The 24613-nt window shown below is 66.6% G+C and carries 22 protein-coding genes; 9 read left to right on the plus strand and 13 right to left on the minus strand.

Features of this window, described 5'->3' with window-relative positions:
* The first annotated feature begins 1 nt into the window (after nt 1).
* On the plus strand, nt 2–2386 hold the full coding sequence (locus tag BST17_RS10460) for a CaiB/BaiF CoA transferase family protein (RefSeq protein WP_083057700.1): 2385 nt from the start codon (nt 2–4) through the stop codon (nt 2384–2386).
* Between the two features lie 74 nt (nt 2387–2460).
* Here BST17_RS10460 and BST17_RS10465 read toward each other — a convergent pair whose 3' ends face one another.
* From BST17_RS10465 to BST17_RS10520, 12 genes are all read right to left on the minus strand, one after another.
* Complete coding sequence (locus BST17_RS10465; protein WP_083057702.1) at nt 2461–3786, minus strand: HNH endonuclease signature motif containing protein; 1326 nt, start codon at nt 3784–3786, stop codon at nt 2461–2463.
* A 362-nt stretch (nt 3787–4148) separates the two neighbouring features.
* Nucleotides 4149–5408, minus strand: coding sequence for a hypothetical protein (locus BST17_RS10470; protein ID WP_083057703.1), 1260 nt, complete (start codon nt 5406–5408; stop codon nt 4149–4151).
* Complete coding sequence (locus BST17_RS10475) at nt 5405–6382, minus strand: NAD-dependent epimerase/dehydratase family protein (protein ID WP_083057705.1); 978 nt, start codon at nt 6380–6382, stop codon at nt 5405–5407. Before BST17_RS10475 ends, BST17_RS10470 begins: the two co-directional genes overlap by 4 nt.
* Entirely contained in the window at nt 6379–7449 is a 1071-nt protein-coding gene (locus BST17_RS10480) for an NAD-dependent epimerase/dehydratase family protein (protein ID WP_083057707.1), read from the minus strand. Before BST17_RS10480 ends, BST17_RS10475 begins: the two co-directional genes overlap by 4 nt.
* Before the next feature lie 3 nt (nt 7450–7452).
* Complete coding sequence (locus tag BST17_RS10485; RefSeq protein WP_030137338.1) at nt 7453–8298, minus strand: mycofactocin-coupled SDR family oxidoreductase; 846 nt, start codon at nt 8296–8298, stop codon at nt 7453–7455.
* Between the two features lie 171 nt (nt 8299–8469).
* The gene (locus BST17_RS10490) at nt 8470–9180 is read right to left on the minus strand and encodes a TetR/AcrR family transcriptional regulator (RefSeq protein ID WP_083057709.1); all 711 of its coding nucleotides are present in this window, start codon (nt 9178–9180) and stop codon (nt 8470–8472) included.
* A 197-nt stretch (nt 9181–9377) separates the two neighbouring features.
* Nucleotides 9378–10130 (minus strand): acyl-CoA dehydrogenase family protein, encoded by a 753-nt coding sequence (locus tag BST17_RS10495; RefSeq protein ID WP_207573615.1) that lies wholly within the window; start codon nt 10128–10130, stop codon nt 9378–9380.
* Nucleotides 10131–10180: 50 nt separating this feature from the next.
* Nucleotides 10181–11323, minus strand: coding sequence for an acyl-CoA dehydrogenase family protein (locus tag BST17_RS10500; protein WP_234807621.1), 1143 nt, complete (start codon nt 11321–11323; stop codon nt 10181–10183).
* A gap of 52 nt (nt 11324–11375) precedes the next feature.
* A complete protein-coding gene (locus tag BST17_RS10505; protein ID WP_234807622.1) occupies nt 11376–11804 on the minus strand; it encodes a nuclear transport factor 2 family protein in 429 nt (142 codons plus the stop codon).
* A complete protein-coding gene (locus BST17_RS10510; RefSeq protein ID WP_083057713.1) occupies nt 11785–13041 on the minus strand; it encodes a metal-dependent hydrolase family protein in 1257 nt (418 codons plus the stop codon). Before BST17_RS10510 ends, BST17_RS10505 begins: the two co-directional genes overlap by 20 nt.
* Before the next feature lie 2 nt (nt 13042–13043).
* On the minus strand, nt 13044–13373 hold the full coding sequence (locus BST17_RS10515; RefSeq protein WP_083057715.1) for a hypothetical protein: 330 nt from the start codon (nt 13371–13373) through the stop codon (nt 13044–13046).
* On the minus strand, nt 13366–14712 hold the full coding sequence (locus BST17_RS10520) for an aromatic ring-hydroxylating oxygenase subunit alpha (protein WP_083057716.1): 1347 nt from the start codon (nt 14710–14712) through the stop codon (nt 13366–13368). The genes BST17_RS10515 and BST17_RS10520 overlap by 8 nt, the downstream gene beginning before the upstream one ends.
* Before the next feature lie 279 nt (nt 14713–14991).
* On the opposite strand from BST17_RS10520, the gene BST17_RS10525 reads away from it, so the two are divergent.
* The 8 genes from BST17_RS10525 (at nt 14992) to BST17_RS10560 (ending at nt 23310) form a co-directional block, all read left to right on the plus strand.
* A complete protein-coding gene (locus tag BST17_RS10525) occupies nt 14992–16290 on the plus strand; it encodes an amidohydrolase family protein (protein ID WP_083057718.1) in 1299 nt (432 codons plus the stop codon).
* A 91-nt stretch (nt 16291–16381) separates the two neighbouring features.
* The gene (locus BST17_RS10530) at nt 16382–17560 is read left to right on the plus strand and encodes an acyl-CoA dehydrogenase family protein (RefSeq protein ID WP_083057719.1); all 1179 of its coding nucleotides are present in this window, start codon (nt 16382–16384) and stop codon (nt 17558–17560) included.
* Nucleotides 17561–17606: 46 nt separating this feature from the next.
* Nucleotides 17607–18815 carry a CaiB/BaiF CoA transferase family protein gene (locus BST17_RS10535; protein ID WP_264001991.1) on the plus strand — a complete coding sequence of 403 codons (1209 nt, stop codon included), beginning with the start codon at nt 17607–17609 and terminating at the stop codon, nt 18813–18815.
* 99 nt (nt 18816–18914) lie between these two features.
* The gene (locus tag BST17_RS10540; RefSeq protein WP_083057720.1) at nt 18915–19709 is read left to right on the plus strand and encodes an enoyl-CoA hydratase/isomerase family protein; all 795 of its coding nucleotides are present in this window, start codon (nt 18915–18917) and stop codon (nt 19707–19709) included.
* Nucleotides 19710–19714: 5 nt separating this feature from the next.
* Nucleotides 19715–20860: a thiolase family protein gene (locus tag BST17_RS10545; RefSeq protein WP_083057721.1), complete on the plus strand. Its 1146-nt coding sequence runs from the start codon at nt 19715–19717 to the stop codon at nt 20858–20860.
* 17 nt (nt 20861–20877) lie between these two features.
* Nucleotides 20878–22026 carry an acyl-CoA dehydrogenase family protein gene (locus BST17_RS10550; protein ID WP_083057722.1) on the plus strand — a complete coding sequence of 383 codons (1149 nt, stop codon included), beginning with the start codon at nt 20878–20880 and terminating at the stop codon, nt 22024–22026.
* Nucleotides 22027–22165: 139 nt separating this feature from the next.
* Complete coding sequence (locus BST17_RS10555) at nt 22166–22804, plus strand: TetR/AcrR family transcriptional regulator (protein ID WP_083057723.1); 639 nt, start codon at nt 22166–22168, stop codon at nt 22802–22804.
* Nucleotides 22801–23310: a hypothetical protein gene (locus BST17_RS10560; RefSeq protein ID WP_083057724.1), complete on the plus strand. Its 510-nt coding sequence runs from the start codon at nt 22801–22803 to the stop codon at nt 23308–23310. Before BST17_RS10555 ends, BST17_RS10560 begins: the two co-directional genes overlap by 4 nt.
* Here BST17_RS10560 and BST17_RS10565 read toward each other — a convergent pair.
* On the minus strand, nt 23307–24491 hold the full coding sequence (locus BST17_RS10565) for a cytochrome P450 (RefSeq protein ID WP_083057725.1): 1185 nt from the start codon (nt 24489–24491) through the stop codon (nt 23307–23309). The genes BST17_RS10560 and BST17_RS10565 overlap by 4 nt on opposite strands.
* Nucleotides 24492–24613: the final 122 nt, after the last annotated feature.

The raw sequence follows: 24613 nt of genomic DNA on the forward strand, positions 1-24613 counted from the left end.
CATGACCGCACCGCTTTCCGGATACACCGTCGTCGACCTCTCCAGCGGTATCGCGGGGAACTACTGCACGAAGCTGCTCGCCGACGGTGGTGCCGACGTCATCAAGGTCGAGGCTCCGCAGGGCGATCCGCTGCGCCGCTGGTCGGCCTCGGGTGCCGAGATCCCCGCGTCCGGCGACGGCGCACTGTTCCACTTCCTGGCCGGCGGGAAACGCAGTGTGATCGCCGAGCCCGACCTGCTCGAGCGGCTGCTGGGCTCGGCGGACGCGGTGGTGTGGTCACCGGAGTCCGATGTGTCACCGCGGGATCTGCACCACCGGTACCCACATCTGGTCGTCACCGCGATCACGCCGTTCGGCCTGGACGGACCGTGGCACGACCGGCCGGCCACCGAATTCACCCTGCAGGCGTGGTCGGGCGGCGCGATCGGCATCGGTCGTGGCAGTCAGGACCGGGCACCGGTGCATGTCGGCGGTCAGGTGGGGGAGTGGGTCACCGGCGCCTACGCCGCGGCCATGACGCAGGCCTTCCGGATGCGCGCCCTCCGCGACGGGCACGGCGAACTGATCGACGTGTCCGCGCTGGAAGCCCAGATCCTCTGCCTGACCTACTATCCCGTCACCTACTTCGAGACACTCGGCCGACCCTGGCGCACCGAGCGTCGCCCGACGGTGCCCGGCGTGGCCGAGGCCGCCGACGGACTGGTGGCGCTCGGCTGCGGTACCGCCCAGCAGTGGCACGACCTGTGTGCCATGTCCGGGCACGACGAATGGATCGACGAAGACACCACGCTGACCATCACCGAGCAGGCCAACCTGCATGCCGAGGAGCTCTACGCCTGGCTGCGTGACCAGAACGTCGATGATGTCCGCGACCTCGCCTCGGCGTTCCGAATCCCGAACTCGCCGGTCGGCAACGGAGCGAACGTGACTGAAATGGACCATTTCGTCGAGCGCGGCGCGTTCGTGCGCAACCCGCACGGTTTCATGCAACCCGCCCATCCCTACCGCATCGGTGGGGTATCCCTGCGTCCGCCGAGTGCCGCACCTGCGCTCGGTGGGCACACCGCCGAGGTCGCCGCGGAGGCACCGGCCCCGCGTCGAGCACCGGCGGATCCGCCCGATCGGGATCGGTTGCCGTTCAGCGGTTTGCGTGTCCTGGACATGACCACCTTCTGGGCCGGCCCGTCGTGCACCCACATCCTGGGCATGCTCGGCGCCGAGGTGATCCATCTCGAATCGACGGCGCGTCCCGACGGTACCCGCTTGATCGCCGGCATCCCGGCCAGCGAGGAGCTGTGGTGGGAGCGTTCACCGATCTTCTCGGCGCTCAACACCAACAAGCTGGGGCTGACGCTGGATTTCCAGACCGACCAGGGCCGGGATGTGCTGCGCCGCCTGATCGCCACCTGCGATGTCGTCGTGGAGAATTTCACGCCGCGGGTCATCGATCAGATCGGACTGGACTTCGAGTCGGTGCGTCAGATGCGCGACGGCATCATCATGTTGCGCATGCCGGGCTTCGGGCTGAACGGTCCGTGGCGGGACAACCCGGCCTTCGCCTACATCATCGAGGACGCGACCGGCCTGAGCTGGCTCACCGGGTTCCCGGACCGTACCCCGTTCGAGCCGTATTCGGTCGGCGATCCCAATGCCGGCATCCACGCGCTCAACGCACTGCTGCTGGCACTCGAACATCACCGCCGAACCGGCCAGGCCGTGCTCGTCGAATCCGCGATGGCCGATGCCGCTCTGAACATCGCCGCCGAACAGGTGATCGAATTCTCCGCCTACGGTGCGCTGTTGCAGCGTGACGGCAATCGGGGGCCGGCTGCCGCGCCACAGAACATCTACCGATGCGCCGATATCGACGAGTTCGGGCGCCCCGACAGTTGGGTGGCGGTCGCGGTGGCCACCGATGCGCACTGGACGGCTCTGCGGGACGCCCTGGGTGCACCGGAATGGACCGCCGCCGAGGCGTTGACGACCCATGCCGGTCGGGTGGCACAGCACGATCTGATCGACGAACGCCTCGCGGACTGGTGTGCGACCCGCAGCGCTGACGATATCGTCGAGACCCTCTGGCCGGCGGGGGTGCCGGTCGCGAAAGTGATGCAACCCCACCGGCAGACCGAGTTGCCGCAGTTGCAGCACCGCCGCTTCTTCGAGTACGTCGGACACCCGGTGAACCCGCCGGCTCCGCACAGCACCCTGCCGATCGCGTTGTCACGAGGACCCGCCGAGTTCCACCGCGCAGCGGCGCCCATGCTCGGCGAGCACAATCACGAACTGCTGGCTCAGTTGGGGCTCACACCCGAGGACATCGCGGTGCTCGAAGATCTCGGCGTGATCGGCACCGAGCCCGGTAGCCGAAAGGTGGCACGCTAGCCGGGCCGGCTCTCACTGTTCAGTTTTCAAGGTGCTTCGTGAGATTCGTTGTGACCGCCGGCGTTACGGCTGGGTTATGCGGCGGCCGGTAGGTCGGTCATGGTGCGTCGATTGTGTGAGCGCAGGTGCTCCGGCTCAGGTCCCGACGGGTCATGCGGTGGGATGAACCAGGGGTAGCGGTCGCGACCGAGGTAGACCGTCCACCCGCCGTGGTGGATGAGGGTGTGGTGCAGCCGGCACAACAACACACCGTTATCGAGGCTTGTACAGCCGCCTTCACTCCAGGGTCGGATGTGGTGGGCGTCGCACCAGGACACCGGCCGGCCACACCCTGGATGCGCGCAGCCGCCGTCGCGGACGCCCAGTGCCTTGCGGATCGCGGGGGTGAACAGCCGCTCGGCGCGGCCGACGTCGAGTGGCACCCCGGTGTAGTCGACGATCACATTGGTCAACGTGGAGTCGCAGGCGATCAGGTCGGCGGTCGCCGCGCTGACCGGGCCACCGAACCCGAGCCGGTCCACCGCCTCCTCACCACCCACCGCGGCGGCAGCGGCGGGCCGGATGAGGGTGACGTGCGGTAGCACCCCACCGGACATTGGCCGCGTCGACTGCGACAGATAGGTCCGCAGGATCTGCGCGACCGCATCGCCCCGGCGCTTCTCGATCGGCCGCGGGTCCGGTGACCCATCCGGGAGCGGGACCGGCCGACAGAGCGGATCCAGCGCCGCACACAGTCCTTCCCCGGTTCCCACGTCGAGGTTGAGAGTGGCCTCATACCGGCCTTCCTCGCCCAAAACCAGGGTCATCGTGTTGAGGTCGGCGTCCTCGGCGACCGGCACCGCACGCTCCTCCGGGGGTAGGTCTGCGGTGCGGTCGATGGCGATCGCCCGGGCCTTCTTCCGGACTTGGGCAGGGGTGGTCTGGGTCATCAGTTTCGTTACCACGCTCGCCCGATCTTGCTCGGACAGTTCGGTTCTGGCGTTGATGTGGGTGACGCCTTTGCCGACGGCGTCGGCGAACTCGATCCCGACCCCACCGAGGCGTTGCGCGGTGGTCAGCGCCGGCAGCAGGTGCGCCGCCCGGCCCACCCGCACCGCGCGCACCGCCGCACCCGGCGCCATGCCCAACAGGGTCAGCAGATCGGTGCCCGTCTTCAGGTGTCGCCGCGCCGGGATCCCCGCGCGTTCAGTCGCCGCCACCGCCGACGCGACAACAAAAGCGAGCAGATTGCCCGCCGTCACCGCCGCAGCCAGCACCGCCAACAATGCCTCGTCATCAACCACCGGCCGCGGACACTCGAACAGATGAAACAACGTCCGATCAGCGTCATCGTCCGGCGGCGACGGGGTGAGGTCATCGATCAACGCATCAACAAAACAATTCACATCGGTGGCGTCCATAACGGGACCCAACCTTTCGGACAAGGCCAACACACACTCGCCCCCGCAGGGGGCACCACGGCCCAACCGAACCCTCGTCAGGGTCGGTCGAACCTTCTCGACGGCGCATGCCGCCGACACGGGCTCACCTGGAGAGTGGGAGCCTCTTCGCTTCGAACTTGTGTTCGATTCTACGCCGGAAATGGTCGCCGTGCAAGTACTTTCCTGAGACCTCGGTGGCTGGCCCTAGTCAAGACTGGGAAGCGTTCTCTGCAGATTCGGTGTGCCTTTTGGTGAGTCCGCTGTGTGCGGGCTGCCCGGGCGGCCGCGACGCGACTCGGTATGCGCCGGGCGAACCCGTCGACCCGCCGCCGGACACAACCTCACGTAGGCACGCGTCCCAACAACGCCCCGACATCCTCGGTCTCCCACAGGTGCAACACATTCGACAGCATCAGCAACGGCGCCCGCACCGCCTCGGTGCCGCTGATCCGTGGATCGCGCCGATCGTCCACCTCGGCCAGATCCGGTATCGCCGCGCGCACCATGCGAGGGGTGTCCAGGAGCCATGCCACCCCCATCACGACGGCGTAGAGCACCAACTGGGTGCGCAGCAGCGCGGTATCGAGCTCGGGCCCACCGGCAAAGGTGAACTCGGTCGCGAAGTGTTCGAGCAGCTCGTCCAGGTGGTTGCGCCACAGATCCGTCTCCGCGCTGCACAGCGCACCCCACAGCGCCATGGCCACGTTCATCACGCTGACGCAGCCCCAGTCCATCAGCCCGCAGTGCAACACACCGTCGGAATCCCGCCAGAACCAGGCGTTGTCCACGTTGGCATTCCAGTGACACAGCGCGTTGTGGGCGCCCGTGTTCTGCAGCCAGGCCAGTACCCCGTCCTCGGCCGCCGCCACCCGTGCGACATCGTCGAGCATGCGGTCGGCGAACGCGGTCATGTCGGGCAGCAGACCCGGATGGGCGGCACCGAAATCTCTTACCCGCCGGACACGGTCAAGCAGTTCGGGGCCGCCGCACCGGACGCGGTGGCCGACGCTCACCCGCTCGGCATCGAACGCGAACTCGTCATCCACCGAAGCCGGCAACCCACCCGACCGGTGCGCGCCGGCCAACCGGGCCACCCCGGTCAACAGCGCGCGGTAGTGGCCGAGCTGATCGGGCATCGTGTAGTCGAGGCATTTCTCGTAGTGCCGCTCGACGCTTCCGCTGCCGTAACCGATGCGTTCGGTCACCAGGATGCCGGTGCGGGTGTCGTCCTGATAGGCACCGAACAGACAGACCGGCACCGGTATCGGCAGCACCACAGCCGCGGACAGGGCGGCAAATCGAACCTCAAGGGCCATCTGGGAACTGCCCCGGTCGCGGCGCGGATCGTCGAAGTCGCGAGAGAACTTGACGAACAGCTCGGTCGGCGGGCCGGGTTGCAGGTAATCGACATCCAGCAGCACCTTCCGCCCGGTGCTGCCGCCACCGCATTCGGAGAACGAGGTCACTGCCGTGATCCGGTTGTCGGAGGGCAGCGCGCCGAACCGGCGCATCGCGGTGGTCAGGAAGTCGGCGCCACCGACCAGCAGCGCATCCGGTTCGGCCGGAAAGAGCAGGCCGTCGGCGGAAGCCCAGCGCGTCATCGCCGTCGGTCGGCGAAGAAGCGGACGGCCCGTTGGATGGAGTCGCGGACCGGTTCGGGCTGCCAACCGAGCTCACGTACCGCCTTGGAATGGTCGAGCTCGCCCATGTTTTCGACGATCCGCATGCCGGCGGTGGCGAACGGCAGGTCGCGGTTCACCAGTCGGGCGGCGAGATCATTTATCCGGGCACCGGCGTAGAGCACCGAAAGCGGGATACCGATGCGCGGAGCTCGCACGCCACCGGCCTCGGCCGCCACGGCATGCAGTTCCTGCGAACTCATGAAGCGATCGGAAATGATGTAGCGCTCGCCGTTTCGACCCTTCTCGGCGGCCAGCAGCATGGCGCGGGCGGCATCCTCGATGCCCACCACCTCAAGTGAGTAGTCGAAGTAGAACGGCAATCGGCCGGCCGCAACCATGGCCAGTGCTCGGCCGTGCGGCGTCGGCTGCCAGTCCCCGGGACCGTAGGTGGTCGAGACGCACATCGCCACGGCGGGCAGGCCGCGGCTGCGGGCGTACTCCAGTACCAATGCCTCGGCGGCCCGGCGGGATTCGATGTAGGGCCCGCCGCCGGTCCAGTCGGCGTCGTCCTCTTCGGTGACCGGTCGGTCGGTTCCGGCGGCCAAGGTGCCGACGGTACTGGTGAAGACGAACTTCCCGATACCGGTCGCCACAGCCATGTCCAGGACCCGGCGCAACCCTTCGACGTTGGTGCTGAACAGCGCGCCGGGATCGCGTAGCCACGCCCGGGCGTCGACCACGCAGTAGTAGAGGACGTCGACGCCCGTCATCGCGGCACGCAACGCGTCATCGTCGAAAAGGCCGCCGTAGCAACGCTGAACGTCCAGGTCGTCGATGCCGCGGGTGTCACTGGTGTGGCGCAGCAACACCCGGACATCATCACCGCGCCGGGCCAGTTGACGGGTGACGTGGGATCCGAGGAACCCGCTGGCGCCCATCACCAGGGCAGTCATACCGGCGCGGAGTCGATGCTGGTGTCACCGAGCCGGGCGCTCAGCGCCCCCCACGGATCGGCATACCGGCCGGGTGCATCACGGTAGGCGCCCTGCCGCTTCACGAACGCCCGCGCGAGCGGAGCGATCAGTCGGGAGGGATACCGCTTCCAACCGGTCTGTACCCGGATCTCGTCGAGCATGTCGGGCCAGGAATGCTGTTGGAACTTCAGCAGTTCCTGCGCCCTGGTGGTGTCCATCCAGTCGGTGATGAACCAGTCGTCATCACTGTCCGGATCACCCGGGCGGCCCGGAGGCAATACCCCGGGCATCCCGCGAGCCGCCGCCAACGCCGCACCGACATCCCCTTGGCGCATGCGGTGGGTGTCGTCGCCGGCGATCAGCAGTATCTCGCCGACCGCGTCGGCGACCGCGGCCGCGGCGAACGCACTTGCCACATCCCGGACGTCGACCATGTGGATCCGATTATCGGTCGGCAGCGCACTCTCGAAGTACAGCGCGTCCATGGTGAACGGAAGCGCGGACAGATCGGTGCTCATCACCCCGCCGAGCCGCAGCACGACCCACGGCAACGCCGAGGCCCGCACGTAGGCTTCGGATTCCAACTTGTGCTGCCCGTACAGTTCGGTCGGCCGCGGGGGAGTGTCCGCACGCACCGGGTCCGGATTGCGGTGGGGATTGCGGGATCCGTACACGGCGTTGCTGGACGCCTGCACGAACCGGGGAGGTTCGGCGGCGGCCGAGGCGATGTCGACCAGGGTCCTGGTGGCATCGACGTTGACCCGACGGGCCAGTGCCCGGTTGCGGTAGATCGGCGGCGGAATCACCGCCGCCAGATGGATGATCGCCTCCGGAGCGACCTCGTCGATGAGCCGCTGCACCTCGGCAGGTGCGGTCAGGTCGGCCCATTGCGCGCGGGCTCCGCTCGGAAGGTCGTGCGCCTTGGCGCGATTGGCCTCGGTGCCGAGGTCGGTGGCGACCACGGTGCGGCCCTCGGCGGCCAACGCCCTGACCGTGGCCGACCCGACCAGTCCGAACGCCCCGGTGACCAGGACGGTGTCGGACATCGGCTACTTCAGGCAGCTACCGGCATCGACCGGCAGCGTGACGCCGGTGACGTAGCGGGCCTCGTCGGATGCCAGGAACAGCACGGCATTGCTGATGTCCACCGCGTCCACCCACGGCACCGGCAGGGTGTGGAACAGCTGGCAGATCGGCGCCATGTCGTCGGGTCCCGGGTTCTCCAGGTCCGGCCGGAACATCTTGAATGTGCCCTCGTTGTGCAGCATCTGGGTGCTGACGTGGGTCGGGTGCACCGAGTTGGCGCGGATGTTGTGCTGGCCCAGTTCGACGGCGAAGCCACGCATCAGGCCGACCACGCCGTGCTTGGCGGCCACATAGTTGCCGCAGTGCGGGTAGGCCTTTAGCCCGCCGACCGAGCTGGTGAGGATGATCGATCCGCCGCGTCCGCCGGCGATGATGTGCGGCACAGCGGCTTTCACCGACTTCCAGACGCCCGACAGGTTGATGTCGATCATCTCGTCCCAGTCGAGTTCGCTGGTCTCGTGCAGGACGTCGCCGCCGTTGCCGATACCGGCGTTCGCCACCACGATGTCGAGGCGGCCGAGTTGCTCGACGCCGCTGTCGACTGCGGCTTTCACCGCGGCCGCATCGCGGACGTCGACCTCGGCCGTGACGATGCGCCGGTTGAGACCCTTGACCAGATTGGCGGTCTCGGCCAGGTCGTCTGGGGTCGAGGCCGGGATGGCGGTGTCGACGCCGGGCCGGATCGGTCCGGCGATGTCGATCGCGATGATGTCGGCGCCCTCTTCGGCGAGCCGGACGGCATGGCTACGGCCCTGTCCGCGTGCTGCACCGGTGATGAATGCGACCTTGCCTTCTACCCGCCCTGCCATGGTTCCTCGATTCTGCGCTGATGTCGTGGCCTGCTTGGCACTTGCTCAGCACTCTGTCACCGGTGGCGGTCGGTGTCAACGACAGATTCAATTCGGGATATTTAAACTCTTCGCTTAGAAGAATGCCGTTCTCATACGGGCACGGTGAAGCGCCGTCCCCGCGGACGAGGATCAGTCTTCGGTGGTGAAACCGTGTGCCACGAAGTCCCAGACCTCGGCGGCCGTGATCGGCTTGTTGGTGGCATCGTCGCTGCCGCTGGACTGGGCGACGAACATGACCGTCTGCATGGTCATCGCTGCCATCCGGCGGGGATTGACCGACGGTCGCAGCCGGCCGGCCGCGGACGCCTCTTCCATCAACTCGGTCAGCAGCACCAACAGCGGCGCGTGCGCCACCTTGACCTCGGAGGGATGGGATACCAGCAGTCGAGGTGCGAAATCGGTGAACAGCGGCCGTTTGGCAGTTGGATCCGGTCGCGAGGACTCGAACAGCAGCTCGATGGCGACCTTGAGTCGCTCGATCGGATCGGTCTGGCTGGCCGTCGCGGCGCGAATCTGATCCGCCGACCGGCTCAGGGCGTCCTCGAAGAGGGCGAGCAGCAGCTCGTGCTTGCCATCGAATTGGAGGTAGAAGCTGCGCAGCGACTGCCGCGAGCGGTCCACGACCTCCTGCACGGTGAAGTCGGTGCTGCCCTTCTCGATGATGATCGACTGGGCGGCGTCCAAGAAGCGCTGGACGCGTTGAGCGGCACGCAGTTTGGCGGTCTTGATCGACCGCTCGACGGCGCGCTGCTTCCAGGCGGGTTCTTCGCTTGCGGTGGTCACCGACGCCTCACCAGTGGGGAGAACATGAATGGACTGTACCGGAGAATGCCTGGGCATTGCTTCGCCCCACCCCCTCGCGACCTACGTGTCGGAGACTCTAGCTTTCTCATGGCGAGAATACTATTCTCATTTTCGCAGTTTCAGAAGACTTACCGGAAAACCGGCTTTTCCTCTGGTGCGAGTACCTCCGAGATAGCTACGGGGAACCGTGAAACCGCGGAAGAGCTGCAGAAACCGCTTCGCCGCGCGATGGTTCAGAGTTGCGCGAGGCGCGGCGCCGACCCCCGCGCCCGCAGACCGGCGCCCGCTTTGCGGGTCAGCTCACGGGAGTTACCGAACAGCCCGTCGAGCACCATCGCACGCTTCACATGGTGGTGGAGATCATGTTCTTCGGTGAAGCCGATCCCGCCGAGCACCTGCTGGCAGTGCTTGGCGGCGGTCAGCGCCGCCTTGCCGGCGGCGGCCTTGGCCAGCAGCGCGGTCAGGTCCGGGTTGTCCACGCCGGGCAGCGTCAACGTCGCCTCGGCGCCCTCGATGGCCACCAGGGTCTCGGCCAGCCGGTGTCGCACCGCCTGGAAGGACGCGATGGGCTTGCCGAACTGCACCCGGTCCACGGCATGCGTGCGCGCCAGGTTCAGCATCGCCCGCGCCGACCCGATCATCCACCAGCTCACCGCCACCCGGGCCTCGGCGATCCGGATGGGGTAGCCCTCTTCCTCCGGGAAGAGGGGGAGCCCGCCGAGCGTTGCCGATGGCCGCGGTTCGGCGCTGCGGTCCCACACCACCCAGGTGTTGTTGGCGTAGGGCAGCGGCAATTCGACGGTGTCGCCGATGGTGTTACCCGTGGCGTTGAGCACCACGTCGACCAGGACGGAGGCGTGCGAACCGGTTTCTCCGAGAAGTCGGAACACCAGCGGAACCGCCAGTTCGGGGATGTCGGTGAGCATCTCGGCCCAGCCCAGCTCCATCAGCGCCGCGTCCAGCTCGGCGCCCGATTTGGCGAGCATGGTCTTGCGCAGCGTGTCTTCGAGCAGTTCGACTTCGCGGGTGTCCACGTCTATTCCTTCCCGAGGTCCAGCAGGCGACGGGCGATGATGTTGCGTTGCACCTCGGCCGTCCCGCCGTAGATGGTGGCCGCCCGCGAATACAGGAACTCGGACCGCCACTCGTTGTCGTCCAGTTCGATCAGGCCTGGCTGCAGATCGCGCACCGTGTCGTAGAGCCGCTGTTCGGCACCGGCCAGCAGCACCTTGTCGATCGACGTGTCGGCGCCGAGCCGGTGGCCCTCGGCCAGCCGCAGCTGGGTGGCCCGGGACCGGCACCGGAGAGTGTGCAGTGCCAGGTACGCCTCGCCGAGGTCGGTGTCGACGCCCGAACCCTGCCGTTTGACGTCCTCGATCAGTGCGTCGAAACGGGAGTAGAGATAGGCGATGCGCTGCCAGAAGCAGGTGGAGCGCTCATAGGGCAGCAGGTCCATCGCCAATTGCCAGCCGTCACCGGGCTTTCCGAGCATGCGGTCCGCTCCGACGACGACATCGTCGAAGTAGACCTCGCAGAACTCGTCGACCCCGTGCATGGTGTGCAGCGGGCGCACGCTGATACCCGGGGTGTCGACGTCGACGAAGAACGCCGTAATTCCTTGGTGGCCCTCACCGGTGCGGGTGAGCAGGATGCAGCGGTGCGAGAACTGCGCGAAGCTGGTCCACACCTTCTGGCCATTAATGATCCAGTGGTCGCCATCCTGGACGGCTTTCGTGGTCAACGACGCCAGGTCGCTTCCCGAACCCGGTTCGGAGAACCCCTGGCACCACTGCTCTTCACCGGACAGCAGCTTGGGCACCATCTCGGCGGCCAGTTCGGGTGAGGCGTAGTCGATCATCGTCGGTGCGAGCACCTCGAGCATCGAGTACGGTCCGGGCTCGGCCAGTCGCCGGCCCACCACCTCTTCGCCGACGATGGCCCGCAGGATCGCCGGACCGCCGAGACCGCCGGCGTGTTCGGGCCAGCCGTAACGGCTCCAACCCGCGTCGTACAACGCCCTCTGCACCCGGGCGAACTGGCGGATGTGGCCCTCCAGCGAGCGATCCTCCGGCGGGGTCAGATCGTTGTCGGCCAGCCACTCCCGCAGCGCGGTGCGGAACGCGGTGGGTTCGTGCAGCTCGCTCGCGCGATCCATGATTCGCTCGCCTCGCTCGCTCATGCGGTTACCTCGCAGGCTCGGTTCCCGCATTGCAGATCCATGATTCGCTCGCTCATGCCGACGGCCGTCCGATCGCGTGCGGCTTGCCGTGATCGTGCGCGCCGCTGCGACGGATGAAGGTCATCGCCCTGGTCCGCAGCCGCCAACCATCCGCGGTGCGCAGATAGGTGTCGCGGTAGTAGCCGATCCGCATATCGTGCGCCGAGTGCTCGATGAAGCACAGCGGCTGCGTGCCGGTGGCCTCGTCCGCGCCCTCGACGAGGTCGATCAACGCGGTGCCGGTCATGAACAGGCCCTTGGGGGCGGCGTCGACGAGCACCGGAAAGCGTTCCAGCGCATAGGTTTCGCCGAATGCACTGTAGGTGCCGTCCGGGGTGAAGACGCTGACCAGTCCCTCGATGTCACCTTGGGTGATGGTGACCGCGTATTTGGCCAGCACCTGCTGGATCTCGATCAGGTCGTCAGTGCGACGTGGAGTCATCGGCGTACTCATTCTTGTAGACCTTACCGCCCTTCATTACAAATGTAACCGTTCGTGTAACGGTGATGTCCTGCAGGGGGTCGCCGGGCACGGCGATGATGTCGGCCAGGTATCCCTCGGCCAGCCGCCCGAGATCCTTGGCGTTGATGAGATCCGCCGCGATGGTGGTCGCCGAGCGCAGTACCGCGTCCGCGGGCATGCCCCATTCGACAAGGGTGACCAGTTCGTCGGCGTTCTTGCCGTGCGGGATCGCCGGGGCATCGGTGCCGACGGCGATTTTCACGCCCGCCTCATACGCTGCCTTGATCGAGGTCTCGGCCTTGGGGAACATTTCGGCCGCCTTGTCCTGCAGTGCCTTCGGTGCCTTGGAGACATCCATCGCCTGTGCCAGTCGGCGGGTGGTCACCAGGAACCGGTCGTGCTCGACCAGCATCTGGATGGCCTCGTCGTCCATCAGGAAGCCGTGTTCGATGCAGTCGATACCGCAGGCCACCGCGTGCTTGACGGCCTCGGCCCCGTGGGTGTGCGCGGCGACGCGCAATCCCCTCCGGTGCGCCTCGTCGACGATCGCGCGCAGTTCCTCGTCCGAATAGTGCTGGGCACCGGCCTCGCCGGTCAGCGACATGACGCCACCGGAGACGCATACCTTGATCAGCTGGGCGCCGTGCTTGATCTGATAGCGCACGGCCTTGCGAATTTCGTCGACGCCGTTGGCGATGCCTTCCTCGACGGTGAGTTCGAGTGCACCGGGCATGAATGCGGCGAACATCGTCGGGTCGAGGTGGCCGCCGGTCGGTGTGATGGCATGTCCGGCCGGCACGATGCGCGGTCCATCGACCCATCCGGCGTCGATCGCCTTGCCCAGCGCGACGTCCAGCAGATAACCGCCGGTCTTGACGAACAGTCCGAGGTTGCGCACGGTGGTGAACCCGGCGCGCAAGGTGCGGCGGGCATTGCCCACCGCTCGCAACACCCGGGTCGGCGGATCGTCCTGCACCTGGGACAGTCCCGGGTTCTCGCCCCGGCCGCCCATCAGCAGGTTGACCTCCATGTCCATCAGGCCGGGCAGGAGAATGGCGTCGCCCAGATCGATGACCTCGTCGTCGGAGCCGATTGCCGAATCTGACGTGCCGTCTCCGACGGCGATGATCCGGTCCCCGTCGACACGAACGATGCCGGGGCGAACAATCGCCCCGGCATCGACGTCGAGAAGACCCGCAGCTTTGAGGGTCAGCACGATCAGACCACCGGCTCCTTGATGAGGTTGATGTAGGCGGCCCCGCTATCGAGCACACGCGGTTGCTTCCACACCTCGATGGGGAAGCTGACCATCACGATCGACTGGCCGAGGTGCACCAATGCTTTCGCGTCATCGGGCATGCTCTTGAGCGGGAAGCGGGCATCGACGTAGACCATGATGTCCTCCAGCCGCGCCATTCCGGCGTCGTAGAGCTCCTGCATCTCGGCCATCGTGGAGTTCAGCCGCTTCTGGTAGCGCTCCTCCTCGGTGGGCAGGCACCAGTCGGCGAACCGCTCCAGGTCGGCGAATTCCTCGGGCAACTTAGACATTCACCTGCTCCTTTTCCGACACCTTCGCGTCACTGGCGGCGCCGTTGCTCGCCCCGTTGGACTTGGCTGCCTGCTCGGCCTTGTACCGGTCAACGTACTGGTGCGCGGTCATGTGCAGGTGACGAAGCAGGATCTCCTGGTCGCACAGCGGGAACTCGGTCACGGCGCGGGTGCCGATCTGGGTCTGGGTGGCCTCCAGGGTGTTGGCGTCCTGGAACGCGTACTCCTTGAACGTCACCGCGGCCAGTTCCTGCGACAGACGCTCGCGCAGGTTCTTCGGCGGCACGAAGTACAGGTCGGCCTCGAAGATGTGGCTGTCCACCCCGGTGGGCCAGTAGTTGTACGTGAGGTACCAACCGGGCGCCCAGAACAGCAGCGTCCAGTTCGGGAAGAACTCGAACGAGTCGGTGCCCCAGGTCTTGTGGCGACCCGGGTTGATGGCCGGCGGCAGTTCGTCGGGCAGGATGCCCTTGATGTCGGGCCGGTCCCACGGTCCGAACAGACCGCTGTGCAGAATGCGTTCGATCGGCTTGACCATGTTGAGGTCCTTGGGCGGGGACATACCGCCCCATGACGACACCATGGAGTGGTCACCCTTGATGTCGTAGGCCAGCGCCTCGAAGCCGAAGTTGGCCAGCTTCTCGGCCTCCTCCTTCTCGGCCTGCTTCATGTGCAGGATCGGCGCGTGGTAGAACTCGGTGAACGCGTCGATGAACAGCTTCCAGTTGGCTTTGACCTCCGAGCGGTAGCTGTAGTGCTCGGTCATCTCGTGGAACGGGTAACCCTTGAGGCCCTGCCCGAAGTCGCCGAGGAACTCCTCCAGCGACACCGCGTCATCGTCGAAGTTGACGAAGATGAAGCCTTCCCAGACCTCGCAGCGCACCGGCTTGAGCGGGTAGTCGGCCTTGTCGAGGTCGAAGAATTCGCTTTCCTGCTGCACGAACGTCAGATCGCCCTTGAGGTCGTAGCGCCAGGCGTGGTACTTGCAGACGAACTGGCGGCAGCTGCCCGACACCTCCTCGCCGGGGTAGTCGTTCCACACCAGCTTGTTGCCGCGGTGCCGGCACAGGTTGTAGAAGGCGCGGATCTGCTCGCCGTCGTTGACGATGATGATCGACACGCCGGGACCGACGGACGGCAGCTCGCGGGTGACGTACCGGCCCTTCTTGGGGACGAGTTCGACCCGGCCCATGTGCAGCCATGTCTTGCGGAAGATGGCCTGCTGTTCGAGCTTCCAGTGTTCCGGGTCGATCGAATCCTCGTAGTTGACCGGGGCGGTCCCGAGTTCGGGCCAGTTCTCGGTCCAGCTGCCGGCAGCCGGTTTCGGGAAAAATGCCACGGTGTACCTCTCCTGTGTGCGATGGGTCGGGACGGTCCTTCAGGCCCGTCTTCTCCGCTACGAGAATCATATTCTCATATCTGACTAACAGATTTCCACCCCTGGGTCGTAAGGTCAATAGTGCAGGCCTGGTTGCACGCCCCGATGGCCGTGGTGGTCGGGCAAAACAGCGCGGTCAGAGGCATGTGGACGGCTTTCGGACGTTGATTCTCGCCCGAAGAGAAGTTAGTTTGCATATAGAGAGAACCCAGACCCGCCACCGGCGAAAGGGACGCAGCCGTGCATATCGACGACATGATCTTGATCAGCGTGGACGACCACATCATCGAGCCACCGGACATGTTCGCCAACCATCTGCCGGCGAAGTACCGGGACGAGGCGCCGCGGTTGGTGCACAACCCCGACGGCTCGGACACCTGGCAGTTCCGCGACACCGTGATCCCGAACGTGGCGCTCAACGCGGTGGCCGGCCGCCCGAAGGAGGAGTACGGACTGGAGCCTCAGGGTCTCGACGAGATCCGCAAGGGCTGTTACGACGCGGCCGAGCGGGTCAAGGACATGAATGCCGGTGGCGTGCTGGCCACCATGAACTTCCCGTCCTTCCCGGGCTTCGCCGCGCGGCTGTTCGCCACCGAGGACGCCGACTTCTCGCTGGCGCTGGTGCAGGCCTACAACGACTGGCACATCGACGAGTGGTGCGGTTCGCACCCGGGCCGGTTCATCCCGATGGCCATCCCGGCGATCTGGGACCCGCAGCTGTGTGCCGATGAGATCCGCCGGGTGTCGAAGAAGGGTGTGCACTCGCTGACCTTCACCGAGAACCCGTCGGCGTTGGGGTATCCCAGCTTTCACGATCTGGAGTACTGGAAGCCGTTGTGGGATGCGCTGGTCGACACCGACACGGTGATGAATGTGCACATCGGGTCCTCGGGCCGGTTGGCGATCACCGCCCCGGATGCGCCGATGGACGTGATGATCACGCTGCAGCCGATGAACATCGTGCAGGCCGCGGCAGACCTGTTGTGGTCGGCGCCGATCAAGGCCTATCCGGATCTCAAGATCGCTCTCAGTGAGGGTGGCACCGGGTGGATTCCGTACTTCCTGGACCGGGTGGACCGCACCTACGAGATGCATTCGACGTGGACGCATCAGGACTTCGGCGGCAAGCTGCCCTCGGAGGTGTTCCGCGAGCACTTCATGACGTGCTTCATCTCCGATCCGGTGGGGGTGAAGAACCGGCACATGATCGGGGTGGACAACATCTGCTGGGAGATGGACTACCCGCACTCGGACTCGATGTGGCCCGGGGCGCCGGAGGAGCTACACGCCGTCTTCGACACCTATGAGGTACCCGATGACGAGATCAACAAGATCACCCACGAGAACGCGATGCGGCTGTATCACTTCGAACCCTTCGCCCACATCCCGCGCGAGCAGGCCACCGTCGGCTCGCTGCGCAAACAGGCCGAGGGACACGATGTCTCGATCCAGGCGCTGAGCAACCACGACAAGCGTGGCGGGTCCAGCGTCGCCGATTTCACCGCCAATGCGCGGGCTGTCACCGGCGTCAAGGACTAGACCGGATTCACCGACAGGAGACCGGCGCGCAGCGCTGCGCGCTGGCGCGTGAGCATGTGGCTTCATCATTGAGGAGAGAACAGTGTCCGGAATGAACTTCGAACTGACCGAGGATCAGCAGCTGATCCGTAAGTCGGTGGCCGAGCTGTCGGCCCGGTTCGACGACCACTACTGGATGGAGAAGGACCAGGCTCACGAATTCCCGACCGAGTTCTACGAGGCGATCGCCGCCGGCGGCTGGCTGGGGATGACCATCCCCGAGGAATACGGCGGGCACGGTCTGGGCATCACCGAGGCCACCATCCTGGCCGAGGAGGTGGCCCGCTCGGGCGGCGGTATGAATGCCGCCAGCTCGATCCACATGTCGATCTTCGGCATGCAACCGGTCGTCGTGTTCGGCTCCGACGAGATGAAGGCCGAGACGCTGCCGCGGATCGCCAACGGCGACCTGCACGTCTGCTTCGGCGTCACGGAACCCGGTGCCGGACTGGACACCTCGCGCATCACCACGTTCGCCAAACGCAGTGGCAACGACTCGACCGGTGACTACATCGTGAACGGTCGCAAGGTCTGGATCTCCAAGGCGCTGGAGTCCGAGAAGATCCTGCTGTTGACCCGCACCACCCCGCGTGACGAGGCGGCCAAGCCCACCGATGGTCTGACCCTGTTCCTCACCGACATCGACCGCGACCATGTCGACATCCGGCCGATCAAGAAGATGGGCCGCAACGCGGTGTCCTCCAATGAGGTCTTCATCGACGATCTGCGGATCCCGGCGGCGCATCGCATCGGGGAGGAGGGCAAGGGCTTCTCCTACATCCTGCACGGCCTGAACCCGGAGCGGATGCTGATCGCCGCCGAGGCGCTGGGCATCGGCCGGGTGGCGTTGGACCGCGCGGTGAAGTACGCCAACGATCGGGTGGTCTTCGACCGTCCCATCGGGATGAACCAGGGGATCCAGTTCCCGCTGGCCGACTCGCTGGCCCGCCTGGACGCCGCGGAGCTGATCCTGCGCAAGGCGACGTGGCTCTACGACAACGGCAAATCCTGTGGGCGCGAGGCCAATATGGCCAAGTATCTGTGCGCCGACGCCGGGTTCGACGCCGCCGACCGCGCGTTGCAGACACACGGCGGCATGGGCTACTCCGAGGAATACAACATCTCCCGGTTCTTTCGGGAGTCGCGCCTGATGAAGATCGCTCCCGTCAGCCAAGAGATGATCCTGAACTTCCTGGGCGCCAACGTCCTCGGCCTGCCCAAGAGCTACTGATGGGGCCCCGTCGGCGGGCCGGACGCGGCATGGTTATGTGAGGGTCGTGAGCGCACCGCTTAACGGGGTCACCGTCATCGCCATGGAGCAGGCGGTATCCGCCCCGATGTGCACGAGGGTGCTCGCCGACTTCGGCGCCCGGGTCATCAAGATCGAGAACCCCAACGGTGGCGACTTCGCCCGCGACTACGACGACGTCGTCAACGGGATGGCTGCCCACTTCGTCTGGGCCAACCGTGGCAAGCAGTCCGTCACACTCAACCTGAAGTCGTCGGCCGGCATGGACGTGCTGCACCGGTTGCTGGACGGCGCGGACGCCTTCGTCTCGAATCTGGCGCCCGGCGCCACCGCGCGGTTGGGCCTGGGACCCGACGACCTGCGGCGGCGCCACCCGCAGGTGATCCCGCTGGAGATCGACGGCTACGGCCCCGGCGGTCCGCTGTCCCAGAAGCGTGCCTATGACCTGCTGGTGCAGGCGGAATCCGGTTCGTGCGCGGCCACCGGATATCCCGGGATGCCCGCCAAGCCCGGCGCCCCGGTCGCCGACATCACCACCGGCCTGTACTCGGCGTTGTCGATCATGGCGCTGTTACTGGGCCGGGCCCGCAACGGCGCGGAAGATGCTGCGCCGGCCGTCGCGGTCAGCCTGTTCGACACGATGACCGACATCATGGGATACCAGCTGACCTACACCCAGCATTCCGGTATCGACCAGGAGCCGCTGGGCATGAGCTCACCGGCGGTGGCGCCGTACGGGTCGTTCGGCACCCGCGATGGGCAGACCGTCGTACTCGGCACTACCAACGACCGGGAGTGGCAGCGGCTGGCCCGCGAGATCATCGACCGCCCCGATTTGGCCGATGATCCCCGCTTCGCCACCAACCCGCAGCGCTGCTCCCATCGCGACGAACTCAATGCCGCGATCGAGTCCTGGTGTGCTCGGCACGATCTCGACGATATCCAGCGGACCGCCGATGCCGCCGGTATCGGCAACTCGCGCTACAACAAGCCCAGCGAGGTCATCGCCCATCCGCATCTGCAGGCCCGCGACCGGTGGCGCCAGGTCGCCACCCCCAACGGGGATATCGCGGCGCTGCTGCCGCCCCCGGTGATCAGCGGCCTCGAGCTGGGCATGGGCCCGGTGCCGGGGCTGGGCGAGCACACCGATCCCGTGTTGACCGAACTCGGTTACACCGCAGCGCAACTGGCCGACCTGCGCGCCGACGGAGCGATCGGCCCGGAGTACGGATCATGAAAGCCGACATCGGCCGCCCGATTCACCTCAGGGATCGATATCGCCGAGATGCGGTGCCGGGTGGGAGTCTCGACGGATGGCAGCGGAGGGACCGTGCCGATGGCTGACTCCCTGTTGATCGACGACCGTGCCGGGGTGCGCACCCTGACGCTGAACCGGCCGCACCGCAAGAACGCCATCGACGTCGAACTGTGGCATGCGCTGGCCGGGGCACTGCGGGCAGCCGACACCGATGACACCGTGCGGGCAGTCGTGCTGACCGGAGCGGGCGGCGCGTTCTGTTCGGGAGCCGATATCGGGACCGGTGAGGCGGTGCACCCGCGCCGTAAGCTGCAGCGGCTCACCGATGTGGCGCTGGCCCTGCACAATCTGACGGTGCCGACGATCGCCAAGGTCCACGGGGTCGCGGTCGGCGCCGGCTGGAATCTGGCACTGGGATGCGACCTGGTGGTGGCCACCCCGGAATCGAAGTTCAGCCAGATCTTCGCCAAGCGGGGGTTGTCGGTCGACCTCGGGGGATCCTGGCTGCTGCCCAAGCTCGTCGGCCTGCAGCAGGCCAAACGCCTTGTGCTGCTGGCAGATATGATCGACGCCGGCGAGGCGCACGAGCTCGGACTGGTCACCTGGGTGCGCGCGGCCGATGAGATCGACGACTTCGTCGACGCCGTGGCGCGCCGGATTGCCGACGGGCCGCCGTATGCGCTGGCGCAGAGCAAGGCGCTGCTCAACGACGGTGCGACGGCCACGTTCGCCGAGGCGTTGGCCAACGAGTCCCGGGCCCAGCCCGGCAATTTCGCCACCACCGACTCGGCCGAGGCCTACGCGGCCTTCGCCGCCAAACGAGACCCGTCATTCACCGGAACCTGGGCGGTCCCGCCCGTCACGAAGGAGTAGTAGAGATGCGCGAGACAGTCATCGTCGGAGCCGTGCGCACCCCGGTCGGAAAACGCAACGGCGGCCTGTCCGATCAGCACGCCGCCGATCTGTCCGCCCTGGTGCTCAACGAGCTCTCCGAACGGACCGGCGTCGATCCGGCCCTGGTCGACGATGTGGTGTGGGGCTGCGTATCCCAGGTGGGCGACCAATCGAGCAACATCGGCCGCTACGCCGTGCTGGCCGCCGGCTGGCCGGAGTCCATCCCGGGCACCACGGTGAACCGGGCCTGCGGATCGAGCCAGCAGGCACTGGATTTCGCGGTGCAGGCCGTCATGTCGGGTCAGCAGGACATCGTCGTGGCCGGTGGCGTCGAGGTGATGAGCCGGGTGCCGTTGGGGTCGGCCCGCGCCACCGGCCAGCCCTATGGTCCCAAGGTCTTCGCCCGCTACGACGACTTCTCCTTCAATCAGGGCATCTCGGCCGAGCTGATCTGCCAGAAGTGGGGCCTGTCCCGCACCCGCTGCGACGAGTACTCGGCGCAATCGCATGAGCGGGCCGCGGCGGCCCAGGATGCCGGCGCGTTCATCGACCAGATCGTGCCGGTGTTCACCGAATCCGACGTCATCACCGGCGACGAGGGCATCCGCCGCGGCACGACGGTCGAGAAGCTCGCGAACCTCAAGCCGGCGTTTCAGGAAGACGGCGTCATCCACGCGGGCAACTCCTCGCAGATCTCCGACGGTGCGGCGGCGTTGCTGGTGATGACCGCCGACCAGGCGCTCAATCTGGGCCTGACCCCGCTGGTGCGGTACCGCGCGGGCGCGGTGACCGGCGCCGATCCGGTGCTGATGCTGACCGGCCCCATTCCGGCGACGGAGAAGGTGTTGCACAAGGCCGGTGTCGGCATCGACGAGGTCGGGGTTTTCGAGGTCAACGAGGCGTTCGCGCCGGTGCCGCTGGCCTGGCTCGCCGAGACCGGGGCCGACGAGGCGAAGCTCAACCCGCTCGGTGGGGCCATCTCGCTGGGGCATCCGCTCGGCGCCTCAGGCGCGGTGCTGATGACCAGGATGATCCACCACATGCGGGACAACGGAATCCGATACGGACTGCAGACCATGTGTGAGGGCGGCGGTACCGCCAACGCCACGCTGGTCGAGCTCGTGGCCTGAGCGAAAGGGTATTTCTCATGCAACGCAATATCTTCACCGAGGACCACGAGGCGTTCCGTGAACTCGCCCGCGACTTCGTCGAGAAGGAGGTCGTACCGGCCTATCCCGAGTGGGAGAAGGGCGGGCGCATGCCGCGCGCGGTGTTCGAGAAGATGGGCGCCCTCGGCATGTTGGGCATGGCCATCCCGGGGGAGTACGGCGGCGGAGACGCACCGGACTACCGCTACAACGTGGTGCTGCAAGAAGAGGCGGCGCGCGCGCTGGTGACCCTGTCCACGGTGCGCACCCAGCTCGAGGTGATCCTGCCGTATTTCCTGCACTACGCCGACGAGGAGCAGCGCAAGCGGTGGTTCCCCGGGCTCGCCGACGGCACCCTGCTGACCGCCGTGGCGATGACCGAACCGGGTACCGGGTCCGATCTGGCGGGTATGCGCACCACCGCGGTACGTGACGGAGACGACTGGATCCTCAACGGCGCCAAGACCTTCATCACCGGCGGTATGCAGGCCGACCTGGTCATCGTGGTCGCGCGCACCGCCACCGATCCCGACAACCGGCGAAAGGGTTTGACCCTGCTGGTAGTGGAGGACGGGATGCCCGGCTTCACCCGCGGCCGCGAACTGGAGAAGATGGGCTGCAAGGTGCAGGACACCGCCGAGTTGTCGTTCGTCGATGTCCGGGTGCCCGCGGCCAACGTGCTCGGCGAGGAGGGCGAGGCGTTCGGCTACCTGGGGCACAACCTTCCCCAGGAACGATTGACCGTCGCGGTGGGTTCGGTGGCGCAGGCCCGATCGGCGATCGCCGCGGCCATCGGCTACACCAAGGATCGCAAGGCGTTCGGTACGCCGGTGGCGTCCTTCCAGAACACCAAGTTCGAACTGGCCGCCTGTTCGACGGAGGTGGAGGCCGCCCAGGCGATGCTGGACCGGGCGGTGGCACTGCACGTCGACGGCGAACTGTCGGCGGCCGACGCGGCCCGGGTGAAACTGTTCTGCACCGAGATGCAGGCCCGGGTGATCGACCGCTGCCTACAACTGTTCGGCGGCTACGGCTACATGATGGAGTATCCGATCGCCCGGTTGTACACCGATGCCCGGGTCGCGCGGATCTACGCCGGTACCAGCGAGGTCATGAAGGTGATCATCGCCAAGGATCTGGGCCTGTAGGACACTTTCCGGTGTAGGTGTAACGCCGCAGGTCGTGACACCTGTCGACAAATTTGTTAAGTGAGACCCTTGTCACAGGCCGCCCAACCAACCTACTGTGTGTTCAGTTGGTTGGTTCGCGAACGTGACGAGGAGAGCGGTGACGGCGACATCTGCGGCATCCGGCCCTCGGCCCTACGAGTCGTTGCTGGCCAAGGGCGAGGACCGTAAGCAGCGCATTCTCATTGCTGCCGAGACCCTGCTGGCCCGCAACGGCTGGCGCAACACCTCGCTGGCCCAGATCGCCCGGGAAGCCGGGGTGAGTGCCGCCGGCCTGCTGCACCACTTCGAATCCAAGGAGCAGCTCCTGCACGCCGTGTTGGACGCGCGTGATTTCGACGATGACACCCATGCCGACCGCGGCGGCGATCTGATCGCCAACATCGGCCGGGTGGCCGAACGTTTCCACCGGGCGCCGGCGCTGGTGGGCACCTTCACCGTGCTGCTGGTGGAAAACATCCAGCCCGACGCCCCGCTGCACGACCGGCTGGTCGCCCGGCAGCAGGCCGCCGTCGCGATCGTCGCCGATGCCATCCGGCGTGGGCAGGCCGACGGCCGTTACCGCGCAGACCTCGACCCGGCCGCAAAGGCCGTGGAGATCCTCGCTTTCGTCAATGGAATGGAGACCGCATGGCTACTCGATCCTTCGATTCCTCTCGCCGACGTGTTCAAGGGATACACCGAGGCGCTGGTTCGCGATTTCGCTCCGGAGACGACACGGGACAGGAGTTCGCTATGAGGTACCGGCTCGACGTGGTGGCGCCCAGCGTGGCCGAAGTGGTCCGCAACGCCGGCGGCTGGCTCGTGGATCGCGTGATGGCCGGTTGGGATGTGACCGTGCTGATCTCCGGCGACGACGACGGCGATATCCGCCCGCTGCAGATCCTCGGTGTCGAGACCGGCGATCTGGAAACTGCCATGCAGCTGTGGGAGGAGCGCCCGCACCCGCAGACCGTGGCGGTGGCCGCGGACCTGTTCGTCAGCGACGCCCGGGTGCGCGAGGGCGTCATGGGCGCCCTGGATCAGGGGATGACCGAGGTAACGCTGTGGGGTGAGAGCTGGCCCCAGGAGCTGGACAGCACAGTGGATTTCGTCCAGCACGAGCTGAGCGCGGCGGCGCGCGCCTTCAAGGCACAGGCGCTGGCCGCCGCCGGGGACACCGACGCGGTGGACCGCACCGAGCTGTTCCGCTGCGGCGTGATGTCCTGTCCGTCCGTTGCCGCCGACCTGGTGCCGGCCAGCTAGAGCAGGGTCGGCATCGCGGCCCAGCCGCGGACCGCGGCGGTCTCCGACGGCACGGCGTTCGGCCAGTCGACCTCCCACTCCGGGAAGCGTTTGAGGATCTCCTCCAACGCGATCCGCCCTTCCAGGCGGGCCAGCGCGTTGCCCATGCAGAAGTGCGTACCGGCACCGAACGTCATGTGCGAGCGGTGTTCCCGGTAGATGTCGAAGACGTCGCCGTCCGGGGCGAAGCGGCGGTGGTCCCGGTTGGCCGCACCGACGAGCATCAGCATCGCCGAGCCCGCCGGCACCGTCTGCCCGTAATACTCGACATCGCGGGTGACGTAGCGGGCGATCTGCAGCGCCGGCGGCTCCCAGCGCAGGATCTCCTCGATCGCCTGAGGGATGAGCGCAGGATTGTCCACCAGGGCCCGGCGCTGATCGGGATGGTCGGCCAGCGTCTTACCGGCCCAGCCGATGAGCCGGGTGGTCGTCTCCGACCCGGCGGTGGCGATGACGGTCAGATACAGCAGCAATTCATCGCGGCGCAGTGTGCGCCGGGTGCCGGTCTCATCCTCGAACTCGGCGTTGAGCAGATCGGTCATGATGTCGTCCGATGGATGCTCGGTGCGCCAGTCGATGAACTCGGCGAACACCTCGCCGGTGGCCAGGCCCTCGAGTTTCTGCCCCTGCAGCGTCTCCTCGCCGTGTGCGGTGATCTGGCGCTGGCGGTCCTCGGGGATGCCCAGCAGCATCCCGATCACCCGCATGGGCATCTGCTCGCCGAGATCGTTGACGAAATCGAAGCGGCCGGTCCCGACGATCGGGTCGAGGCACCGCGCGGTGAACTCGCGGATCTGCGGCTCCAGAGCGAGGACCTTGCGCGGGGTGAACATCCGCGACAACAGATTCCGGTGGATGTTGTGGATCGGCGGATCTTCGAAGATCAGGGTGCCCGGCGGGATCTCCATGCCGCTCTTGATGATCTCCAGCACCGCGCCGCGGCCGGAGATGAACGTCTCATGGTCGATGACGCCGGCATTGACATCGTCATAACGGCTCAGGGCGTAGAAGTCGTGCTGTTCGTTGTAGTACAGCGGCGCCTCCTCCCGCAGCCGGGCGAACACCGCGTACGGATCGATGTTGAGTTCGATGTTGTACGGGTCGTAGTACAGATCGGCAGGTGCGGTGGTGGGCTGTGACATCGGTGCTCCATCGGTGGGCGGAGTCGAACGGGGCTGGCGCTCCTGAGCACCTGCTTAGCAGGCCGGTCGAGGCCGGGTCAAGGACATCGGAACTCATCGACCCGCTTTACGGTATCCGCGGT

Origin of the sequence: Mycolicibacterium bacteremicum, assembly GCF_002086115.1 — a bacterium.
GTDB classification, from domain to species: Bacteria; Actinomycetota; Actinomycetes; order Mycobacteriales; family Mycobacteriaceae; genus Mycobacterium; species Mycobacterium bacteremicum.